Origin of the sequence: Longitalea arenae, assembly GCF_016924755.1 — a bacterium.
Taxonomy (GTDB): domain Bacteria; phylum Bacteroidota; class Bacteroidia; order Chitinophagales; family Chitinophagaceae; genus Niastella; species Niastella arenae.
Genome location: NZ_JAFFJX010000008.1, coordinates 96,701 through 116,426, shown reverse-complemented (window position 1 = coordinate 116,426; position 19,726 = coordinate 96,701). Strand labels below are relative to the sequence as shown.

Annotated in this window: 18 protein-coding genes; 9 read left to right on the top strand and 9 right to left on the bottom strand. The window is 45.7% G+C overall.

Annotated elements, in window-relative coordinates; all coding sequences use genetic code 11:
- Nucleotides 1-4 precede the first annotated feature (4 nt).
- The gene (locus JT717_RS16920; protein WP_205511688.1) at nt 5-931 is read right to left on the bottom strand and encodes a YihY/virulence factor BrkB family protein; all 927 of its coding nucleotides are present in this window, start codon (nt 929-931) and stop codon (nt 5-7) included.
- Nucleotides 932-1,112: 181 nt separating this feature from the next.
- Between JT717_RS16920 and JT717_RS16915 the strand changes: the two genes are divergently transcribed.
- Nucleotides 1,113-1,259, top strand: a complete 147-nt coding sequence (locus JT717_RS16915) for a lmo0937 family membrane protein (RefSeq protein WP_205511687.1) — start codon at nt 1,113-1,115, stop codon at nt 1,257-1,259.
- Between the two features lie 164 nt (nt 1,260-1,423).
- Here JT717_RS16915 and JT717_RS16910 read toward each other — a convergent pair whose 3' ends face one another.
- Together JT717_RS16910 and JT717_RS16905 are read right to left on the bottom strand one after the other, a co-directional pair.
- The gene (locus tag JT717_RS16910; protein ID WP_205511686.1) at nt 1,424-1,768 is read right to left on the bottom strand and encodes a hypothetical protein; all 345 of its coding nucleotides are present in this window, start codon (nt 1,766-1,768) and stop codon (nt 1,424-1,426) included.
- A 230-nt stretch (nt 1,769-1,998) separates the two neighbouring features.
- The gene (locus tag JT717_RS16905) at nt 1,999-2,466 is read right to left on the bottom strand and encodes a ferritin-like domain-containing protein (RefSeq protein ID WP_205511685.1); all 468 of its coding nucleotides are present in this window, start codon (nt 2,464-2,466) and stop codon (nt 1,999-2,001) included.
- A gap of 340 nt (nt 2,467-2,806) precedes the next feature.
- Between JT717_RS16905 and JT717_RS16900 the strand changes: the two genes are divergently transcribed.
- The gene (locus JT717_RS16900) at nt 2,807-3,082 is read left to right on the top strand and encodes a DUF6496 domain-containing protein (protein WP_205511684.1); all 276 of its coding nucleotides are present in this window, start codon (nt 2,807-2,809) and stop codon (nt 3,080-3,082) included.
- 545 nt (nt 3,083-3,627) lie between these two features.
- On the opposite strand, the gene JT717_RS16895 is transcribed toward JT717_RS16900, so the two are convergent.
- From JT717_RS16895 to JT717_RS16885, 3 genes are all read right to left on the bottom strand, one after another.
- On the bottom strand, nt 3,628-4,719 hold the full coding sequence (locus tag JT717_RS16895) for a DNA topoisomerase IB (RefSeq protein ID WP_205511683.1): 1,092 nt from the start codon (nt 4,717-4,719) through the stop codon (nt 3,628-3,630).
- A complete protein-coding gene (locus JT717_RS16890) occupies nt 4,719-5,192 on the bottom strand; it encodes a low affinity iron permease family protein (protein WP_205511682.1) in 474 nt (157 codons plus the stop codon). The genes JT717_RS16895 and JT717_RS16890 overlap by 1 nt, the downstream gene beginning before the upstream one ends.
- Before the next feature lie 210 nt (nt 5,193-5,402).
- Nucleotides 5,403-6,062, bottom strand: coding sequence for a YciE/YciF ferroxidase family protein (locus JT717_RS16885; RefSeq protein WP_205511681.1), 660 nt, complete (start codon nt 6,060-6,062; stop codon nt 5,403-5,405).
- Between the two features lie 182 nt (nt 6,063-6,244).
- Between JT717_RS16885 and JT717_RS16880 the strand changes: the two genes are divergently transcribed.
- Nucleotides 6,245-6,757, top strand: a complete 513-nt coding sequence (locus tag JT717_RS16880) for a pyridoxamine 5'-phosphate oxidase family protein (RefSeq protein WP_205511680.1) — start codon at nt 6,245-6,247, stop codon at nt 6,755-6,757.
- A gap of 253 nt (nt 6,758-7,010) precedes the next feature.
- Here JT717_RS16880 and JT717_RS16875 read toward each other — a convergent pair whose 3' ends face one another.
- Nucleotides 7,011-8,057 (bottom strand): AraC family transcriptional regulator, encoded by a 1,047-nt coding sequence (locus JT717_RS16875; RefSeq protein ID WP_205511679.1) that lies wholly within the window; start codon nt 8,055-8,057, stop codon nt 7,011-7,013.
- A gap of 518 nt (nt 8,058-8,575) precedes the next feature.
- Between JT717_RS16875 and JT717_RS16870 the strand changes: the two genes are divergently transcribed.
- A complete protein-coding gene (locus tag JT717_RS16870; RefSeq protein ID WP_205511678.1) occupies nt 8,576-11,539 on the top strand; it encodes a T9SS type A sorting domain-containing protein in 2,964 nt (987 codons plus the stop codon).
- A 266-nt stretch (nt 11,540-11,805) separates the two neighbouring features.
- A complete protein-coding gene (locus JT717_RS16865; protein WP_205511677.1) occupies nt 11,806-12,987 on the top strand; it encodes a glycoside hydrolase family 5 protein in 1,182 nt (393 codons plus the stop codon).
- A gap of 220 nt (nt 12,988-13,207) precedes the next feature.
- Here JT717_RS16865 and JT717_RS16860 read toward each other — a convergent pair whose 3' ends face one another.
- Both JT717_RS16860 and JT717_RS16855 read right to left on the bottom strand, forming a co-directional pair.
- Complete coding sequence (locus JT717_RS16860) at nt 13,208-13,654, bottom strand: nuclear transport factor 2 family protein (RefSeq protein ID WP_205511676.1); 447 nt, start codon at nt 13,652-13,654, stop codon at nt 13,208-13,210.
- 99 nt (nt 13,655-13,753) lie between these two features.
- Nucleotides 13,754-14,638 carry an alpha/beta hydrolase gene (locus JT717_RS16855; RefSeq protein WP_205511675.1) on the bottom strand — a complete coding sequence of 295 codons (885 nt, stop codon included), beginning with the start codon at nt 14,636-14,638 and terminating at the stop codon, nt 13,754-13,756.
- A gap of 239 nt (nt 14,639-14,877) precedes the next feature.
- On the opposite strand from JT717_RS16855, the gene JT717_RS16850 reads away from it, so the two are divergent.
- From JT717_RS16850 to JT717_RS16830, 4 genes are all read left to right on the top strand, one after another.
- Nucleotides 14,878-15,285, top strand: coding sequence for a winged helix-turn-helix transcriptional regulator (locus JT717_RS16850; protein WP_240348175.1), 408 nt, complete (start codon nt 14,878-14,880; stop codon nt 15,283-15,285).
- An 854-nt stretch (nt 15,286-16,139) separates the two neighbouring features.
- Nucleotides 16,140-16,793 carry a hypothetical protein gene (locus tag JT717_RS28970; protein ID WP_240348173.1) on the top strand — a complete coding sequence of 218 codons (654 nt, stop codon included), beginning with the start codon at nt 16,140-16,142 and terminating at the stop codon, nt 16,791-16,793.
- 148 nt (nt 16,794-16,941) lie between these two features.
- On the top strand, nt 16,942-17,802 hold the full coding sequence (locus tag JT717_RS16835; RefSeq protein ID WP_205511672.1) for a hypothetical protein: 861 nt from the start codon (nt 16,942-16,944) through the stop codon (nt 17,800-17,802).
- Between the two features lie 150 nt (nt 17,803-17,952).
- Nucleotides 17,953-19,719 carry an OmpA family protein gene (locus JT717_RS16830; RefSeq protein WP_205511671.1) on the top strand — a complete coding sequence of 589 codons (1,767 nt, stop codon included), beginning with the start codon at nt 17,953-17,955 and terminating at the stop codon, nt 19,717-19,719.
- The last annotated feature ends 7 nt before the right edge of the window (nt 19,720-19,726 follow it).

Here is a 19,726-nt window from a genome sequence, read left to right as displayed (position 1 = left end):
GTCATCATATCTTTGATTCACCGATCTCCTTTGCTTCGTGTTTGATAATGAAGACCGCTGTGTCGATAGGTTTTATGCCTGCCCCGTGATGTATGGAGTATATTTTGGTAAACTCAGCGCCGAAATACAGGATCAGGGAAGAATAATACACCCACACCAGAATAACGATAATAGAACCCGCAGCGCCATACGTAAGGCCTACATTCGATTTCCCGATATACAAACTGATCAGGAATTTACCCAGCATAAAGAGCAGGGCCGTAAATCCGGCGCCAACGAAGGCATCCTTCCACCGGATGGTGGCATCGGGCAGCACTTTGAAAATAATGGCAAAAAGGGCGGTGATGATCGCAAAGATCAAGATCAGGTTCAGGATATAGAAGACCACGATCGTGACGCTCTCAAAATACATCTGCAGCTTTTCACTCAGCAGTTCCATCAGGGCATTGATCACCAGCGATACAAGCAGAATAAATCCACAGCTAATGACCAGTGAAAATGAAATGAGGCGGTTGGTCAGGAACCTCAACCAGCCTTTTTTTGGTTTGGCCCGGATAGACCAGATATAATTGATAGACCCCTGGATCTCGGTGAACACACCGGTAGCCCCCATGATCAGTAGCACAAACCCGATGATAGCGGCCACAACGGTCTGCTGGTTCATTTGCACATTGGCTATGATATTTTGTACCTGCAAGGCGGCAGCGCTTCCGATGAGGTTTTTGATCTGATCATACAACTTACCCTCTACGGCTTCGCGGCCCAGAAAGATGCCTGCAAACGAAATGATAATGATGAGTGTTGGCCCCAGGGCGAAAATGGTATAATACGACAGGGAGGCACTGAGCTTAATACAATCGTCGTTCATGAACTCAGTAACCGACTGCTTAAAGATTTTCCAGGTATTTGCCATCATTCTAACAATGATCATATCATATACCAGTATAAAGAATGTTCCCGTTTGCTGCAAGTAAGCCCCAGGGCGGTTCTATGAGTATTAAGTTCTACATCCCCGGCCCAGCTGAAGTAATGTTTTCAACAGATACAATGGGCCTTTGCTGGCAGTAAATTTTTATTACATATACATATTACGCAACCTAAAATTGTACACCATGAGAAGTATATTGTATCTTATCGCAGTGATCTTAGTAATAGGCTGGTTGTTAGGTTTCTTTGTATACAGTGCAGGCGGCTTGATACACGTGTTGATCGTTCTGGCTGTTATTTCACTGATCCTTGGCTTAATGCGTAGCACCTAGTTTTATCCTTTATATAGTAAGGTTTCAATCAAAGCCAGCCCTGACGGTTCCGTCAGGGTTTTTTGTTTGCTTGCCGCTGAGCACGGCTGAAAAATAAAAAGGCTGTCCCGACAAAAACCGGGACAGCCCTGTATCATGGTGTATATATAATGGAAAGTCTTTGTTTAATTGATCAGGACCTTCTCGTTCCGCGCTTCCACATCCAGGATAAACTTATAAACGAAGGGATCGGCTAAACTTCCACAACCATCGATCAACGTTCCTTTTACCCCATCGGCTGTTTCTATCACATATAATACGGCGCTATCGTGTGGATCGGAAAAACCTTCAAAGCGAAAAGAAGTGATCACTTTAACTTCATTGGGTCCGTAGAGCTTTCGGGTACTGGATGACTCTAATCCCTCACGAGTGGCTACAAAGTCTTCCTTGTAACCATCATCCACCACTTTACTCAAACACGACACCATACTTTGGATGTAAGGGGTTGAGCTATTTATGTCTGCTTTCATACCGTTGAATTTGCTTGAACATTATTAGAAAATTGTTTGCCAGCGCATTTCAGGGCCATTTTAGCCAAAGAGTGCATTTATTTCCACACACACATACCGGTTTTCCGTTATATTTTCAACAATTTGGTGTTACTTCAACATCTATTACACAAACAGGCCAGGTAAGAGATCTTACCCGGCCTGCGTTTTTGCTCTACAGTACTAAAGCCACTATTTTAGTTATTTTAGCATTATTTAGCTATTTCATGCATATCTCTGTACTTTTTGATCATGTCGTGGGCATTTTTGAGGGATGCCTTCTGACTGGTGATCAACTGCCTGATATCGGTAGGCAATGGAGCGTCGGAAGCCAGTGCGTCTTCGTATGCGCGCTGTGCGGCATCTTCACCATACTCGCAGGATGCCAGCAGTGAATGCCGGTCCTTACCTGTAAACATATCTTTAACATTCATCCAGGCTCTGTATAATTTACCAGATGTAGTGGTACCAGTTGCAGGTTCACCACCCAGGCGGCCTACCTGCGAAGTTAATTCAATTGCGTTCTGACGGCTGTCGTCGGCCAACCGTTCAAATATGGTTCTAAGGTCAACGTCAACAATTTTAGTATCTTCTGCGGCTCTTGTGTAACCTGCAGTACGATCATTATTGATTTGAATAAGATCGTTCAATACTTCGATTACTTCCTTATTTTGTGCCATATTAAAACATTTTAAGTTTCAAATAATTTGTTTGAATATGTAAGGATTATACAACGTGATGCATCAAACGTAAATCCTGCCAGCTTTCATCTGCCGCTGGTATTCATGAGGTAAACACCACGTAAGCATAATGACCCAATAGTTAATTAAAAAATTATTCCGCCCTGTTTTACAATCCGGTATGATACAGGGGTATTTTGAATGGGAAACCGCTTCTACACTTTGCACCTTCATTGCAACAAACTTCCTTTAGGAACATTGATGCCGCAGGAACAGTTGATGGCATGGTAATTTTCGCCGCTATAAGTAGTATTTGTATTAGAAAAGTAAATAGTAGATTATGGCTAAATACTCAAAAAAATCACAGGAGACGGTTGGAAGCGCTATGCGTCGTAAAAAGAAAGGCACGTTGCGTAGTGGCAGCAGTGGCAAGAAGGTGACCAGCCGCAAACAGGCAATTGCCATTGGATTAGCTGAGGCAAGAGAGAAAGGCGCCAAGGTGCCCGCACCAAAGAAAAAGAAAGCCGCTAAAAAACGAGGTACAACCGCCAGAAAGAAAACGGCGAAGAAAAGAAGTACTTCCAGGAAAAGAAGCACTGCAAAGAAGTCGAGTTAACCAGTTGACTAATTAATGTGGTTTATAAAGCTGAAAGCGGAAGCAAGGCATTAAATGGTCATTGACCATTCACCAATGACCATCCATTGTCCCAACCAGCTCGAGATTCCCCATTGACCATTAAACAGAAAGTCCGGAAACATGCATACACGTTGTTTCCGGACTTTTCCTTTTTAAAGCGTTCGGGCTACATTATCCTTACTGACAAATTTGAGATCAGGCGTATTGAGCAGACGCAAATTTCAACGTTGCAGCATTGGCGTTGCCGCTTTCGAATGGGCAATGCAGCCCCGTATATTTCGTCAGTGACAAGTAACTGGTATAAAAGAAAAAACCCGATGTAGAAACATCGGGAGTCCTTGGTTAAGGCCTGATTTGTAGCGTAAGTTTATAATAAGTTTAAATCGTCAAAGTTTTTACCGGCATTCTCCTATTACTTTCTTCTCTTTTTCAGTGGCCGGCTACATATATATTTTTATAAAAACTATGCCTAAAATTTTAAACGGGAATATTTTGTGTCTGTAGAAAATAGTTCCCAATATTGGTCAGCTTTTGTGGAACGACTGTAGAATTTTCATCAAAACTTCTTCATCTGGATGCAAACCGAGCGCAGGTGCCGCTGTTCCTTCCTCACCATTGAGTTCAGTCAGGTACTTGTTCAATTTATTCTCTTCGTACAGGGCTATCAGTCCCGGGTGTACGTAATATTTCTTGCACACAGTGCGTGTATTCCCCAGCTTTAGGCTTACCGCGTCGAGCGCCGCCACAATATTCCTCTTCGCATCCGCCGCTGTAACTGCTTCACCCATAGACTTCAGCGATCGCAGCAGGTTTAACGAACCGGCCCAGGTCCTGAAATCCTTCGAGGTGAAGTCCATTCCCGTGGTCTCTTTGATATAACTGTTAATCATGCCCGAATCGATCGGCTGCCGGTTGCCTTGCTCATCATAATACTGAAAGAGTTCCTTTCCCGGCAATTCCCGGCAATTCTTCACAATGCGGGCAAGCCGTTTATTTCTCAGCGTTATGTCATGACATACCCCTTTTTTCCCTGTAAAGGAGAAGCGAATGGTGTCGCCGGCAATTTCTACGTGCTTGTCTTTCAAGGTAGTAATGCCATGAGAGCCATTTTGTTTTTCATACTCACAGCTGCCTACCCGAATATAGGTACGCTCCATTAAACTGATCACTGTAGCGATCACCTTTGAAGCGTTCAGTGTTTTTTGGTTCAGATCGCTTTCGACCTTGCTGCGCAAAGCCGGCAATGCTTTTCCAAATTCATACAGGCGGTGAAATTTAGTTTCATTCCTGAAGACCGACCAGAGCGGATGATAGCGGTATTGTTTGCGTTTCCGCAGATCTAAGCCGGTTGCCTGAATATGTCCGTTCGGCAAGGCGCAAATCCATACCGAAGACCAGGAAGGCGGAATGGCCAGGCTGCGGATGCGCTGCATATCTTCTTTTTTACGCAATGGCTTGCCCTCGTACATATACACGTAGCCACGGCCTTTTTTATATCGTAAAATCCCTGGCTGAGTATCCGATACATAAATGAGATCGGCCACCGTGGCTGCTTTAGCATAATCCCGGTACAACTTCAAAAATTGCCTGTGCGTCACTTTAGCCACTTGTCCCATCACTTACTCATTTTACTGTGACTTTGTCTTTTTATCCTATGCAATGTTTCCGCCTCACTTAGTGAGTGGGAAACCCCAACACCGTCTTCTTTTTCTGCCAGATCAGCCAGTTTTATATAGAATCTTTTGATCAAAGCCAGTTCTTCTTCGGTGAGGTCTTCCACATCGATCAGGCGGTTGCTTGCCCTCTCATGGCAGGCTATCAATTCGTTTAATTTCAATTGAATAGCCATTGTATCTTTATTCTGCGACTGTTGAATGATAAATACCATCAAAAAAGTTACGATGGTAGTGCCGGTATTTATCACCAACTGCCAGGAGTCTGAATAACCAAATATCGGCCCTGTTACCGCCCATACAATTACGATGGCAGCAGCTGTTATAAATGCGTAAGGCGAACCAGTAGCCCGGGTCGCTTTATTGGCCAGTTTCTGAAAAAGTATGGACAGCTTATTCCTCTTCTTTTTTCGCATAACTTATTTTTTTTAAAATATTGCGGGAATAGAAATGCGCCGAAATAAAAAGGAGGAGTATAGGCAAAAAAAAGTCAGGCCAGGAATGGCCCGACACCAGTAGACCTTAAAAAACCCCTAAATCTATAACCAGAACTAAAAAAGTTGTACCAGCCCCCTCGTTCAGGGTTATCACTGGCTGTTTTTAATCATTCTTTAATGACATACCGCTTATTCTTCCTCTCCTTCATTTCCTTCTTCCTGGGCGCCTGCTTCATTGACATAACTTTCGGCAATATCAGTAAGTAGTACGTCTGCTTCTTTTTCTTCCTCCAGCGTTTGCTGCAAAAGTTCGGCTACATCGGTTTGCCCGAGGGTTTTTGCCAGTTGCACCAGACTTCCGTAAGTAGCAATTTCATAGTGTTCTACCTTTTGGGCAGCCATAATGATCGCTACATCGCGGGTGGCAGATCCATCCTCTGTATCTTCAATCACCGTATGTGCTTCTTTGGTCAACCCTTCCATGGCTTCGCATTTCTTGGCCTTGGCGGTTTCTTCCATCATTTCAAATACTTCCTCTAAGCGGGCAACTTGTTCCTCAGTAATGGATGTATGCTCTTCCAGCGCAGAGATCACATCTTCAGATGTAGCTGCCTTTTGTAATTTGGGCAACTCTTTTACCAGGTGCTTTTCGGCCCAGTAAATATCCTGCAGCTGTTCAACGAAAAACTCTTTTAATAATGACTGGTTATCCTTTTTACCTGTTGTTCCTTTACTACCGGCTCTACCTGCGGTACTCCCAGCTTTACTACCCGTGCTCCTCGTATTACCTGTACTGCTTTTTGTAGTTTTTGCTGAACCCTGATTTTTTGAACTCCTTCCTCTTTCCATAACGCATTGTTTTGTGGTGATAAATCGGATTGTAATTGAATTATAAAAAAACAAATGCCACGGATATCTTCGGCCATTCCATGCTTGTGTAGAAAAAACTCTACGTGCAATCAGCAGCCACCACCCCATGGGTATATTCCTTTCTTGGTATCCAATTTGAATTTTAACTCTAAAACACACATATGAAAGCCGCCAATAGCATACCTTTTTTACAGGACAAAATACAGGGAATTGGCAGTGCGTTGTTTTATAATCTGAGCGGAGGCGTGTTAAAATTCCCCACAACCATCGTTTCTATTATAACCGTAGATGAACTGGCGAATATCTGGTTCTTCACCAACCGGCCTGAGCAACAACTGAACGAATTTGACCGTCAATTTCCGGCCCATATGCAATTTTACCGCAAAGGGAAAGGCTACTACCTGCAAATAGTCGGAAAGGCGTATATTATAAATGATCCCGAAGAATTGAACAGCCTGATCGGCCTCTCGGAAGAAGTAAAAGCAAAAGCCTTTAAAGAAATGGTGCTGATCAAATTCAAGATCGGAAGCGCCAAATATTATACATTTCAACCAAAATTTACCTACAAACACAATGTGTTTGGCTGGCTGAACCGTTTCTATAACTGGTTCTTTAAAGAACCCGCCCGTACAGAGCCCTATGTGTTCAGGCCAATGCCGCAACTGGGATTCTAAAATCGATGTGCTGATGTGCTGATTTGCTGATGAAATACACTGGCAATATGCTGACTTGCTGATCCCGACTAAAGTCGGAACGCTTTCCATGGTTGGCGCCATCACTCCCATATAAGCAAGCGCATTACTCCAATACTCCAATACTCCAATACTCCAATAAAAAAGAACCCCACAAAGCACTTGGCTTCGCAGGGTTTTTATTGCACGCCGACTTAGGGGACGAGTGTGAATAATGTGCTGATTTGCTGATTTGCTAATGTGCTAATGGGAACCGTGAATGGCCTGATAGCTCAGGCTGCTTTTTCTTGATAGCGCCCGGCGAACAGCCATGATGCTTTTTAAATATTTCAATGAAATGGCTCACTTTCTCATAACCCATTAATTCAGCCATTTCGTTTACTGAATAGGAATGCTCTATCAATAATGCTCTTGCCATTTCCATCTTCCTGGTGAGGTAATATTCATACACACTTTTACCGTATACCAGCTTGAAATACCGTTTTAACGTAGATTCACTGAGCGCCACCATTTTGGCAATCATTCCCATGCGGGGCGGCGATTGCTGCAGATGGTTCATTAAAATGCGTTCAGCATCCTTTATTTTTTCATAATACAGTTCGAGATGGTTGCTGTTTTTTTCCGGCTCCACCCTGGAGACCGCGTGTAGAAAATCTTTTATCAAAGCACTGGCCACCGGCACGATCTGCCCGGCCTCTATTTTCTTTTCGCCTGTACAATCCATGATACTGGCCACCAGTGAATCCGCCTTCGTTGAAAAAGACCCTATCAGCACCGGCATGGCATTCTCGTCGGCAATGCCATCCTCGAAATACCGGGCAACCGAAAGATAACCCGGTTGTTGCTTCAACCAGTAAGAAGAAATAGAAAACTCTATCAATTGTACCGGCCAATGCGGATGGAATTGAAGAACCACATTTTCTGAATCCGGCACCAGCGCCGATCGCTTTTCACGTACTTTATTGAATTGCTGATGCTGGTTAATGCTTTTCAGATCTATAGACTGCGGCGTAGCGATACATAACAGGCTAAACCCATTATTGGTGACATATACAGGCAAAGCCTCTTTTATCAACTCCACTGGTTTGGTGAGGCAAAGATCCCAAATCCGCATATACAAACCCGCTTCAAGGTGCCACTCTTTCACCTGCCCGCGGCCGATATCAGCGGCAAAACGGATCAAGGTATTGCTGTCTTCTAATACGCTACCGGTTTCAAGCGCCAGCTGATTGAATACCGCTTCGCGGTCAATACTGTTTACACGAATTGAATAGCATTTCATACTCCTACTACTTTTGTTTTTCGTTTAAGATCCTCAACAAACCGCCACCTGGTGAGGCAATTAAAAGCTGCCTCCTTGTAATATATATACACCCGTGTGATACGTATGCACCTTGCAAACAATGCTGTATTTGACCATTTGAGCAGAAACATTCATTAGAGATAAGCATTTTCTCTTATCAGGTATCGCCATGTAACCATTACTGATATATATCATTATTTACGAGCCCCTATTTCATAGAGAACTAAGGGTTTGTTGACCCGATCCCGGTATTCTTTGAATTAAAAGCGGTAAAAGGAAGATGCATTGCATACTAATTTTACCGTCAGACAATCGCATCGAACCTGCTTCGACCCCCCTTCCAATATTGCAGAAAAGCCTGACCCGGGCTCTCATTTAATTCCAATATTTCTTTTCCATTGATCAATTTACCAGGAATGCCTGCCATGTGAATGCCGGCTGGCGATGCCAGTGCATCGGGCATGATGGCTTTTTGTTTACCTCTAAAATTATTACCATTGAAACTACACCTTTACATAGTGGTGATGGTTATTGCATTGCCATATGCAACCACCGTACATGCACAATTTAATGAGAAGGAGGCCGCCCGTCAACCAGCAGCCAATATCTCCACCGATTGGTATCACCGGGCTTTAAAGGGCATACAAGCGTTCGAAGATCAAATCCAAGCGGCAGATACCGAGGGTTGCTTTAACGCCACCAATATGCGCAGCCATACCGGTTTTACTCTTTCTCCCAGCGGCTATACCGTACAAGCTCCGCAAGCAGGTTGGGCCGTCAATTTCCAACTCAGGGGTATTGGCCGTTCAAGCATTCAATGGGTGCCCGACCAATCCTGCACCATCACGCATGCTGTCGATCAGCTTTCATACAATTTCAATAACATTCAAATAGAATACATTAATAACAAGGAAGGTTTGCGCCAGAATTTTCTGGTGAAAAGGAAAATGCCAGGCGATGGCGATCTTAAGGTTACCATAGAACCCATTACTGATCTGCAACCACGTTTGCTTGGCCCTACCAGCCTGGCATTTTTTAATGCCAGTCATCAACAGATGCTGGTTTATGAAGACCTGAACGTGTGGGATGCGAATAATAAAAAATTACCTGCAGCAATGCATTACAACAATGGTTTGCTCACCATTGAAGTAGATGACAGCGGGGCCAGCTATCCCCTGACCATCGATCCATTGAACAGAACACCCGAGTGGAGCACATCGGCCGACGGGTTGCTGAGCAGCCTCCCTTCCCTGCAAATAAATTCCGCTTTATATGGGTATGCCGTAAGCGGTTTGGGCGATGTAAATGGCGATGGGTATGGCGATGCCGCCATCAGCGCGCCCGGCCTCACCAACATCTTCAGCGGCAACGGATCATTGCTGAGCGTAGGCGCCGTATTTGTATTTTACGGTTCACCAACAGGTTTGTCAACTACTCCGGCCAAAACATTGCAACCGAATACATGCGTTGCAGGGGCCCTCTTCGGCACCAGCGTTGATGCCGGTGATGTTACCGGTGATGGCATCAATGATATCATTATAGGCGCTCCGCTCGATGCTTATAGCACCACCGTTGCAGGTAGCCTGGGGACCGTGAATGTGAAAGCAGGGAAAATATACGTTTATCCCGGTGGCAATACCCCGGCCACCAATCCGGCCGGTTTCATTGAGATCAAATTACAGGGCGCTACCTTTTTCAGTAATGGCATTGCCGGCTTATTAGCAAGCAACATATCGGCGAATGCACTTTTTGGTTTCTCCGTAGCCGCTACAGATGACCTGGATGGTGACAACAGATCAGATATTGTAGTGGGTGCTCCGGGATACCTGGGCGTTGGATTAAATGCTGTACAGAACGGCGCCGCCTTTGTGTATTTCTCCGGAAATTTAAGCACCACCTCGCCAGTGCACCTGCAGGCGCCGGCTGCCTCTTTGTTTGGGCTGACTTCTTTCCCCAACCTGCTGAACAGTGGTTTATTATTTGGCTTTAGTGTAGATGGTGCAGGTGATTATAATAGCGATGGAAAAGCCGACATTGTTGTGGGTGCTCCGGCCGGTATGGATCTCTCCTCCCTGGGTGGTCTTTTCAATGGTCAGGTCCTGGGAGGAACCGCGCATATCTATTATGGGACCGGCGCCGGTGTTAACAATACTGCAGGCACTACCCTTAAAGCCGGCAGCGGCAGCCTGATGGGTAATGCTGCCAACTTATTCGGTTATAAAGTCAAAGGCATAAAAGGAGCAGGGGGCGCCCGCAACGGAAATGTCGCCATTGGCGCCCCTTTAGGTGGATTACTTTCGAATACACTGCATCTAACCATACAAAGTGGCAATGTGCATATCTTTAGGAAGCAGGCAGGCGCACCTGCTGGTGCTGTTACGAGCGACCAGGTGCTGGAATCGCCCCGCTCGACCCATTTGTTATCGATCCTGAATTCGCTCGACCTGAATGTATTGTTTGGCGCCGCCATCGACAACGCGTATGATGTAAATTGCGATGGTTATCCCGATCTGGTAATAGGTGAACCCTTATCATCGGGTGCTACCCTCTTACAGCTGCAGGCAAATGCAGTAGGCGGTGCCGTGTATGTTTTCCTGGGCAATGCCAGCGGTACTTACGGTTCTGCACCTCAATACACCGTATTGGCCCACCATGGCACTGAATTCCTCTCGGTAAATGCCGTGTCGCTGTTTGGCTTTAGTGTGGCCGGTGTTGCGCATACACGGGGCGTTCTCTCTGCGCCCCGCATCCTGGCCGGTTCACCGGCAGCGGCGCTCGATTACGATAACAGCCTGCTGAACCTCGGCAGCACGCTTGGACTGACTTTCAATTTCCTGGCGGGTGATAACGGTACCGGTAAAAGCTTTTTGTTCAATCCTCAATTGTGTATAGGAGAATCGCCTTTGCCGGTTATACTATCGGCATTTAAAGGCGAGGAAAAGAACGGGGTCATTAACCTGTGGTGGAAAACCAGCCGCGAAGAGAACCTGAACCGGTTTGAAGTAGAACGCAGCCGCGATGGCATGAATTATGAACCCATCGGCATCGTGTTCCCCTCGGAAAACGCCACGCATGTTGATTATGCCTTTTCCGACAAAAACGCCCATTATGGCTCGCTTTATTACCGGTTAAAAATGGTAGACAATGATGGTAGTTACAAATACTCGAACATCCTTACATTCAGTGTAACGGAAACAAGCATGGCAAAAGTAGCCGTTGCGCCCAATCCTGTTGTTGACAGGGTCTGTATCCATTTCACAGGGTTAAGCGAAAACACTTACCGTATTGAGCTGCGGAACATAGCTGGTCAGAAAGTTGCAGAGCGGCCGGTTACCATTACCCGGTACAGGCAAACGGAATACCTCATGCGGACTGCCTCGATGGCACCGGGAATTTATTTTCTAACACTCTTCGACAAAAGTTATAAACAAGTAGCTACAAGCAAGGTTATTGTTCCTTAGGTTAACATGGTGAAGTTTAGGCCACCTTCGGGTGGCTTTTTTATTTGTTATCAATAATACGTAAACGTTACCTGCAAATAAGTAACGACAAATATTATCAGCTATCAATACACCAAAGCATTATGACGGTTTGACAAGGCAACAAGGCCCGATTTTTCAATTTACAGAAACCTTGATAATGCACTATTTTGGTACATTTCATGCATATCAGTAAGGCGGTTCCTTATAGCGGAACTTTTTTCACACTTTTAAAATTCCTGGATTGTATGACACTGAATAAAGGCCTGAAGCGCCGTGCATTCCTCAAGCATGTAGGGATGGCTACAGTTGCACAGCTGGCGGCATACACAAAAGTATTACCCGAAATTGCCTCACTCAACCAGAAAAATAATCCCACAAAAAACAAACTTCCCAAATGGAAAGGGTTTAACATCCCTGATTACTTTCAGCCCGATCCCTGGTATGTAGGCGCTCCCACTGCCGAAGATTATTTTAAGTGGGTCGCTGACTGGGGATTCGATTTTATCAGGATACCGATGGCTTATCCTACTTACCTGAAGATGACGCCTCATCAGAAGTTTATCAAGGAAGAAGATGTGTACAAAATAGATGAAAAGAAGGTGAACGCTATAGAGAGAACCATTTACCTGGCCCAGAAGTATAAGCTGCATGTGAGCCTTAACTTACACCGGGCGCCGGGCTATTGTGTAAGCACAGGTTATAATGAACCTTACAACCTGTGGAATGAGAAAAAAGCACAGGATGCATTTTGTCATCATTGGAACTTCTGGGCAAAGCGCTTTAAAAATATGTCAACCAGTAAGATCAGTTTCGACCTGGTGAATGAGCCCAGCTACCGCGATAATGTAAATGATAGTATGTCGAAGACCACCGCGGTTCCCGGTGCTTTGTACCGTAAGGTGGCCCAGGCGGCAACAGCAGCGATCCGTAAAGAAAATCCCAATTTTTATGTGATTGCCGATGGCAACAACGGCGGTGCTGACGCCGTTCCCGAACTGGCTGATCTGAATATCGGCCAAAGCTGCCGCGGTTATTTTCCTTATGAGATCTCGCATTATAAAGCACCCTGGGTATATCCCGATCCGGCCTACCAGCCAAAACCACTCTGGCCTGGCAACATTGGAGGCCGTTTCTACAACCGGGCTGTGCTGGAAGAATATTACAAACCCTGGCTAGACCTGGTGAAAAAAGGAGTGGGTGTTCATTGCGGCGAATGCGGCTGCTGGAAAGAAACACCACACGATGTATTCCTGGCCTGGTTTGGCGATGTGCTCGACATTCTTACGTCTAACGGCATTGGCTTCGCGTTGTGGGAATTGAAGGGAGATTTTGGTATCCTGAATTCGAACCGTGCCGATGTGCAATACGAAAACTGGTATGGCCACAAGCTTGACAGGAAGTTATTAAAGATGCTGCAGAGTAAATGATCTTGGTTGTTGAGTTATTCAGTTATCGATTATTTGCCTATCAGAGGTATTAGTTATTGACCATTCACCATTGACCGGCCGCCAGTTACCGGTCGCCCGTTTCACGGCGATGTGTATTGACCATTGACCATTGACCTTTTCCTGTCCGTTACCAAAATTCAGTGCGAAGGCCGGAGCAATTTTTCTTCCGGGCTATTTATTGTCACCACTTCCTGCACAATTATTTTTGTTTCGCGCTCATCCTTTCCGTTGCCCTTTTGGGAAGATCCATATTCCCGCTTTGCTTTAAAAAATTAAACCTGAATTCACGGATCAGCCACTCATTGCCGGTAAGCACAAGTTTTACGTCATAATTTCCCTCCACCGTCCAGACTTCACTATCGATATAATGATTGGCCGTCCCATCTAAATGAGCCGTAGCCGTGTTCCCCTCTACTTTAACAACAAAACCACCTATACGATGCTGCGTACTGTCAAACCCAGGCAAAAAAGAGCTCCAGCTATCGATAATATCCTGGGCATTTAGCGTAGCGGCAGGATGACCAGACATGGAGGAATAATCCAGCAGCACCTGCTTATCCATTGTTGCTTTCACCCGGTTCCAGTCTCTCGCATCAACGCCCGCAAAGAGGTTATTACATTTTTGTATTATTAACTCCTGTTCCATTTTCTTGTTTTGCTTTGCCTGAGTAATTGTTTGTGCGCATGCTGCCGTAAACGCCGGAGCTATAGCAATCGCAATGTATAATAATATTTTCACCGGGAACTATTTACTGTCAAAGAAATGATCAATTTGACCAACCGCTTCATCGACCTGCTTTCCATCATAAAAAACGAACTGGCTACCGGTTGTCCAGTAAATTTCTTTAGGCGTAGAGGCGATCGAAGCAAAAAACTTTTTCACATTTTCAGGTAAGGCAGCACCCTCGGAATGAACCATCAGCACCGGACAACTGATCCTGGCGGCATATGGGTTGGGATCATAGGTAAGCCAAGGTTCCCACGACATCACAGCGAACTTGCCGATCTCCCACTCAGGGATCAAGCCTCTTTTCTCATCGAGGTAGTAACTGAAATCGCCATACATTGCAGCAGAAGGATCGGTGAGACTTGCTTTGGGAGCATATTCAACCTCACCACTTTGTTCAAACCTTTGTTGTGCTGCTTTTGATTTTCGCAGTCTCTCTGCCACTCCTTCTGCGCCACCATAAAACAATTTCACAGCTTCGGCATCATGCAACCAGGAAGCTACCAGGGCCAATTTCCTGATCTTCGGATTATCAGCAGCAGCCATCACCACATGGCCGGCGCCGGCACAAATACCCAACATATAGATCTTATCAGCATCCACTTCCGGCACTGTTTCTGCAAATAGCACGGCGTTTTTAAGATCGGTCACTTTATTGAGCGGCAGTTCAAGATTTCTTGGAGTTCCGCCGCTTTCACCATAATTCCGGAAATCGAAAGTGAGCGTAGCATATCCCAGCTTTGTGAGCTTTTCAGCGTAGATCGCTGCGAATTGCTCCTTTACATTGATCCAGGAGGGCGCAATAATAACAAGTGGAAATTTTGTTCCGGTATTTTGAGCGGGTGTTCGCAAAACACCAACAATTTGAACACCTTCACTGCTGAATTCAATTCTTTGTTTCATCACAATACATTTCAATACTAGAGAATAATTATAACAAGCGGCAAACTTAAAAGCTTCTCATTGAAATATCAAGTAGTTACCTAAAGGTAACTACCGCATTTTCTTTATCACAACCCTGCAGTTGCCCGGATTACCTTGAGTTAACTAGCTGCTTGGCGCTGCATCTTCCTTTTAATTTGCCGCTTATTTGCACACCGAGGGTGACCATGCGTTATTTTTGAATCAAAATAAGAAAAGACATGGACAGGATAGCATATTTGAAGAGCCTGCAGCAGAGAAAACAATCCGCATCATTCGATCATTTCCTGAGTATGGTGAACAAGGTGGGCAATTGCCCTGTACGTATCACCAACCATGTTATTGGCGGCAAATGGAAGCCTGTCATCTTTAACCTCATCGTTCACGACGTCAACCGCTTCGGAGAGATCTTCCGGATCGTAGAGGGCCTCAGCAAAAAGGTGCTGACCACTCAGTTGAAGGAACTGGAAGCCGACGGATTGATTGTTCGTAAAGTCTACGATGTACTGCCGCAAAAGGTGGAATATGAGCTTACTGAAAAGGGCAGATCCTTTATACCCGTAATTCAGGAAATGTGCAACTGGGCCATACAAAACTTTCAGATCGCAGAACAGTCAAGCCCCAAGTAGTCTGCCACTTAACCACCGATTTCAGCACTTAGCCCTCTATTTTTCCACTTATCACACATACTTTACCGGCTGGCAAAGAAAACTTACCGCTCGTGCCGGATGCGTCAAATGAAATGTTAACACCCTTATACCTTTGTTCCATCAATCAAACAGGAGACCCTTCTCCACCCAACATGAACCACTACTTAGAGTTTCTCTTCGCACGCTACCGCCAAAGAGTGAAACCACCAGCAAATCGCCGATCTTAATCTTCCCAACTTACTAAGCCGGGAAACCATGCCCAGCCATTTACCATGCAGCCCACCAGGTTGCGTGCTGCACCTGCCATGCCCGATGTCGAAACGACGATCGGCATGGGAAAGAAATACAGTTATCTAAAAATACGTCCTGTTATTATCATGCTGAAAAGCAATAAAAAAGATCAGTGATGAAATTAAAAATCTGGATCGGTCCGTTACTGGTTGTAATAATTCTGCTAACGCTGCGACAGATGCTATACGATGCAAAGGAAAATGAACAACAACGGTCAGTTATACCCGCAATAACAACATTGAAAAGATCGGAGCCCGATCCTCCTATGGCCGGTACCCGTTTGCACAGGGATTCACTGCCCTTCTGATTCATTCAGCACAATAACAAGGCAGCACTGCAATAGACATAACAGTATTGACTGTTATAGTGACCGTACTATGCGCAAAGCAGTAAACATGCGGTTTACTTCCCGGCTTGCCGGGGAGAACAGGAATCCCTTGCCCTGACGATATATTGACACATTGAAAATCTTCTCCGCGCAGATCCCTTGCAAAAACGGACAGGGAAGTCTTTTGCCCGGGGAAATCATAAAACAAACAACTATGGCCAGCTTAGGAAAAAAGATCCTGTCGGCTTTCGTGGAAGTGAATGACGACAAAAAACCGGAAGCAGCAAAACCGCTTCCTAAAGAAGAACTGCCGAAAGCAGCGCCGGAACCTGTATTCAGTTTTACCAGCAATGCTGGTGGTAACCCCTATGCCTCAGCGGTAAACAGCAAATTTGCCGCTTATTTCGACAAGCTGTTCCACGAAGCCAATATTCCTGGACCTGACTATTATGAGTTCAGCAAAATGATCGAAGCCATGCAGGCGATCCCTGATGAACAGGTGCGTTACCTCACCGCTTATGCAGGGCTGAGTGTACAGGGGCTCGACAAACAAAAATTGTTAACAACCGCCAGCCAGTACCTGCAATTGCTGGAAACCGATGCCAACAACTTCCTTAACTCCGTTGATGCAGCGCTCAGGGAAAAAGTGCACGAAAAGAAACGGCAGCTGGAAGAAAAAGATAAACGCATTCAACAGCTGGCGCAGGAGATAAGCGCCTTGCAGAACGAACTGCTGACGCTGCAGGGAGAAATAAAAGAGAATGAAGCAAAGATCGAGGCCAATACCGGCGGTTATAAAAACGAAAGTGAAGTGATGAAGAACCGGATCAACCATGATATGGAAAAAATAAAACGCTATATACAATAAACCAACAAAACATGATCAACCCAATTCAAAAAGCAAAAACACCCGGCTGGTTCTCTGAACCCAGGAACATAGCCACAACGGTCATAGGTATATCCTTATTTGCCGGACTGGGCTACCTTTTTTTTTAACCTACGTACTGCCCTGGCTGGTGACTGTGACCTGGAACCTGGTGAACCTCATTATCGGTGGCGTGATCCTCGGCTTCATACTGATGATCGTTACCAATAAAAAATTCTGGCGGGCATTGAAATACCTCTCAGAATTCATCGCCAACTATACCATTGGCATTGCCATCGAGCTGAACCCTTTCAACATCCTGCAAGCCAAAATTGAGCAGGGTTATAAAGACAGGAACACTTTATATCAGCAGGCAGCCAAATTAAAAGGCAAACAAAGTGAACTGGTAGACAAACTGACCGACAAGGAAAAGGAGCTGCAGCTGAACATTCAAAAAGTAAAGATCCTGCAGGCCGAACAGGGCAGAAACAGCCGGCAGATCGACCTGTATGCAAACAATGTATTGCGCTGCCGCGAATACATTGACAATGTAACACCCATCGTAGGCGACCTTAACAAGCTGATAAAATTTGCCGATGCAGCTTATGAAGAGAGCGGTATTATGCTCGAAGACGCCAAACTTGACCTGGAAGCCAAAAAAGACCTCTACTATTCGGTAACCACCGGTCTCTCTGCTGTAACCAGTGCGATGAAAGCGTTCAAGGGCGATGATGAGTTGAACCAGGATGCTGAAAAAGCGCTGGCCATTTTGAAAGTGCAGATCGGCGAAAAGATCGGCCACATCAAATCGGCCATTGACGTCACCTCGCGTTTCATGGACGACAAGGTGCTGGAAGATAAAGCCAAGTCGGCCCAGGCTATTGAGCTTATTAACCAGTTCAATATGGACAACGACTTTAACTATACGCAAAATGCGCTCGATAAAAATAGCGATAGTGGCAAATTGAAAGGCATTCCGGCACCAGATAGATACCGGGGGCTCCTTGACTAGCTAAGCGGGGCGGTTGCCGGTTACCAGTTAGCGGTTACCAGTTACCAGTTGCCGGTTACCCGTTCCGCGGCCCGCGATGTGTATTCACCATTGACCATTGACCATTCACCATTGAACAAGAACTAACAACTAAAAACACAACCATATACAATGGCACTAAAATTAAGACCCGCCGGAAAAGTATTGATCATTGCAGCAGTTGTAACTGCCGGCATATTCGCTGTACGATGGTATCAAAACCGTCCGAAAGATGTAAACGGATCCATTGAAGTAGGTAAAGTAGCGCTGCCCGATGCACCGGAAGCTTCTTTACAAGGCAACGCTGTTAAACTACCATTACCAGGAAATGAAGAGGCCGTGAACGGCGGTACCCAGATCATTTGGGAACGTATGGCCTGGAACAGCCAGTTCGGAGGCATGTATGCGAACGGTGGCGTTCGCACTACCAAAGGTTCCTTATTCGACAAAGCGCATCTGGATGTTACGTATATCCGCCAGGACGATTGTAACAAACAGATGGCCGACCTGGTAAAATTTGCCAACGAGTATAAAAGCAATCCCAACACCCCGGGTGTATTGATCACCTTTATGGGCGATGGCATGCCGGCCTTTATGACCTCGCTCGCCAAAGAGCTGGAATCATTAGGTCCCGAATACCAACCCATAATCATCCCCGTCAGCCACGGTAAATCCTATGGGGAAGACCAGGTGATGGGTCCCGTGTCATGGAAGCAGGATGCGAAGAACGCGCTTGGCAAATGTGTGGCCGGCGTATTGCGCGACGGTGACATCAATATCCTGCTGAAATGGGCCGGCGACAACGGCCTGAAAGTGAATCCCGATGAAACCACCTATGACGGTAATGCCATCAACCTCATTGCCGCCAACGACTTCCTTGACGCGCCTAACAAGTATATCACCGGTTACACCGAAAAAAGGAAGCTGATCGTAAACGGCAAAACCACCGGCAGAGATACTACCGTAGGGGTGGATGCAGTAGCCACCTGGACACCCGGTGACGTAAATGTCGCTACTAAAAAGGGCGGACTGGTAACGATTGCCAGTACCCGGCAGTATGCTTCGCAAATGAGTAATCAAACCATTGCCATTAAAAAATGGGCCTATGATCACCGCACCGATATAGAGAACATGATCATTGCCCTGGCGCAGGCCGGCGACCAGGTACGTTCGTTCAATGAAGCCAAGGAATTTGCGGCCGAAGTGAGCACCAAACTATACCAGGAGCAAAATGCCGCTTATTGGTTAAAATACTTTAACGGGGTGGAAGAAAAAGATATCCAGGGCCTGAAAGTGAATCTCGGCGGCTCTGCGGTCTTCAATCTGAACGATATGGCCAACACCTATGGTTTGGGCGATGATAAGGTAGACCGCTATAAAGCCGTGTACAACACTTTCGGTAACCTGATGGTGAAAATGTACCCGAACATCATGCCCAGCTTTTTGCCTTACGAGAAAGCCGTTGACAAATCCTTTTTGTTCAGCGTGATCTCGAACCACCCTGAATTATTACAAGGCAAGGCCATTGAAACAAAATATGCCGAACAGATCACCGAAGCTGTTTCAACCAAATCCTATGCAATTCAGTTTGAGACCGGCTCGGCCGCGATCAAACCTGCATCCTATAAACTGCTCGATGAAATATTTGAATCGGCTGTTGTTGCAGAAGGTTTAAAACTGGGTGTATATGGCCACACCGATAATAAAGGCAGCAATGACGTAAACGGTCCGCTATCACAAAAGCGCGCAGAAGCGGTAAGAACTTACCTGCTTAGAAAAGGTTTGAAAGAAAACCAGATCGAAGCCAAAGGCTATGGCGCTGAAAAACCGGTGGCCGATAATGATACAGAAGCCGGCAGAAGCAGGAACCGCCGTGTAGAAATTGTGTTGGGAGAATAAACCAATC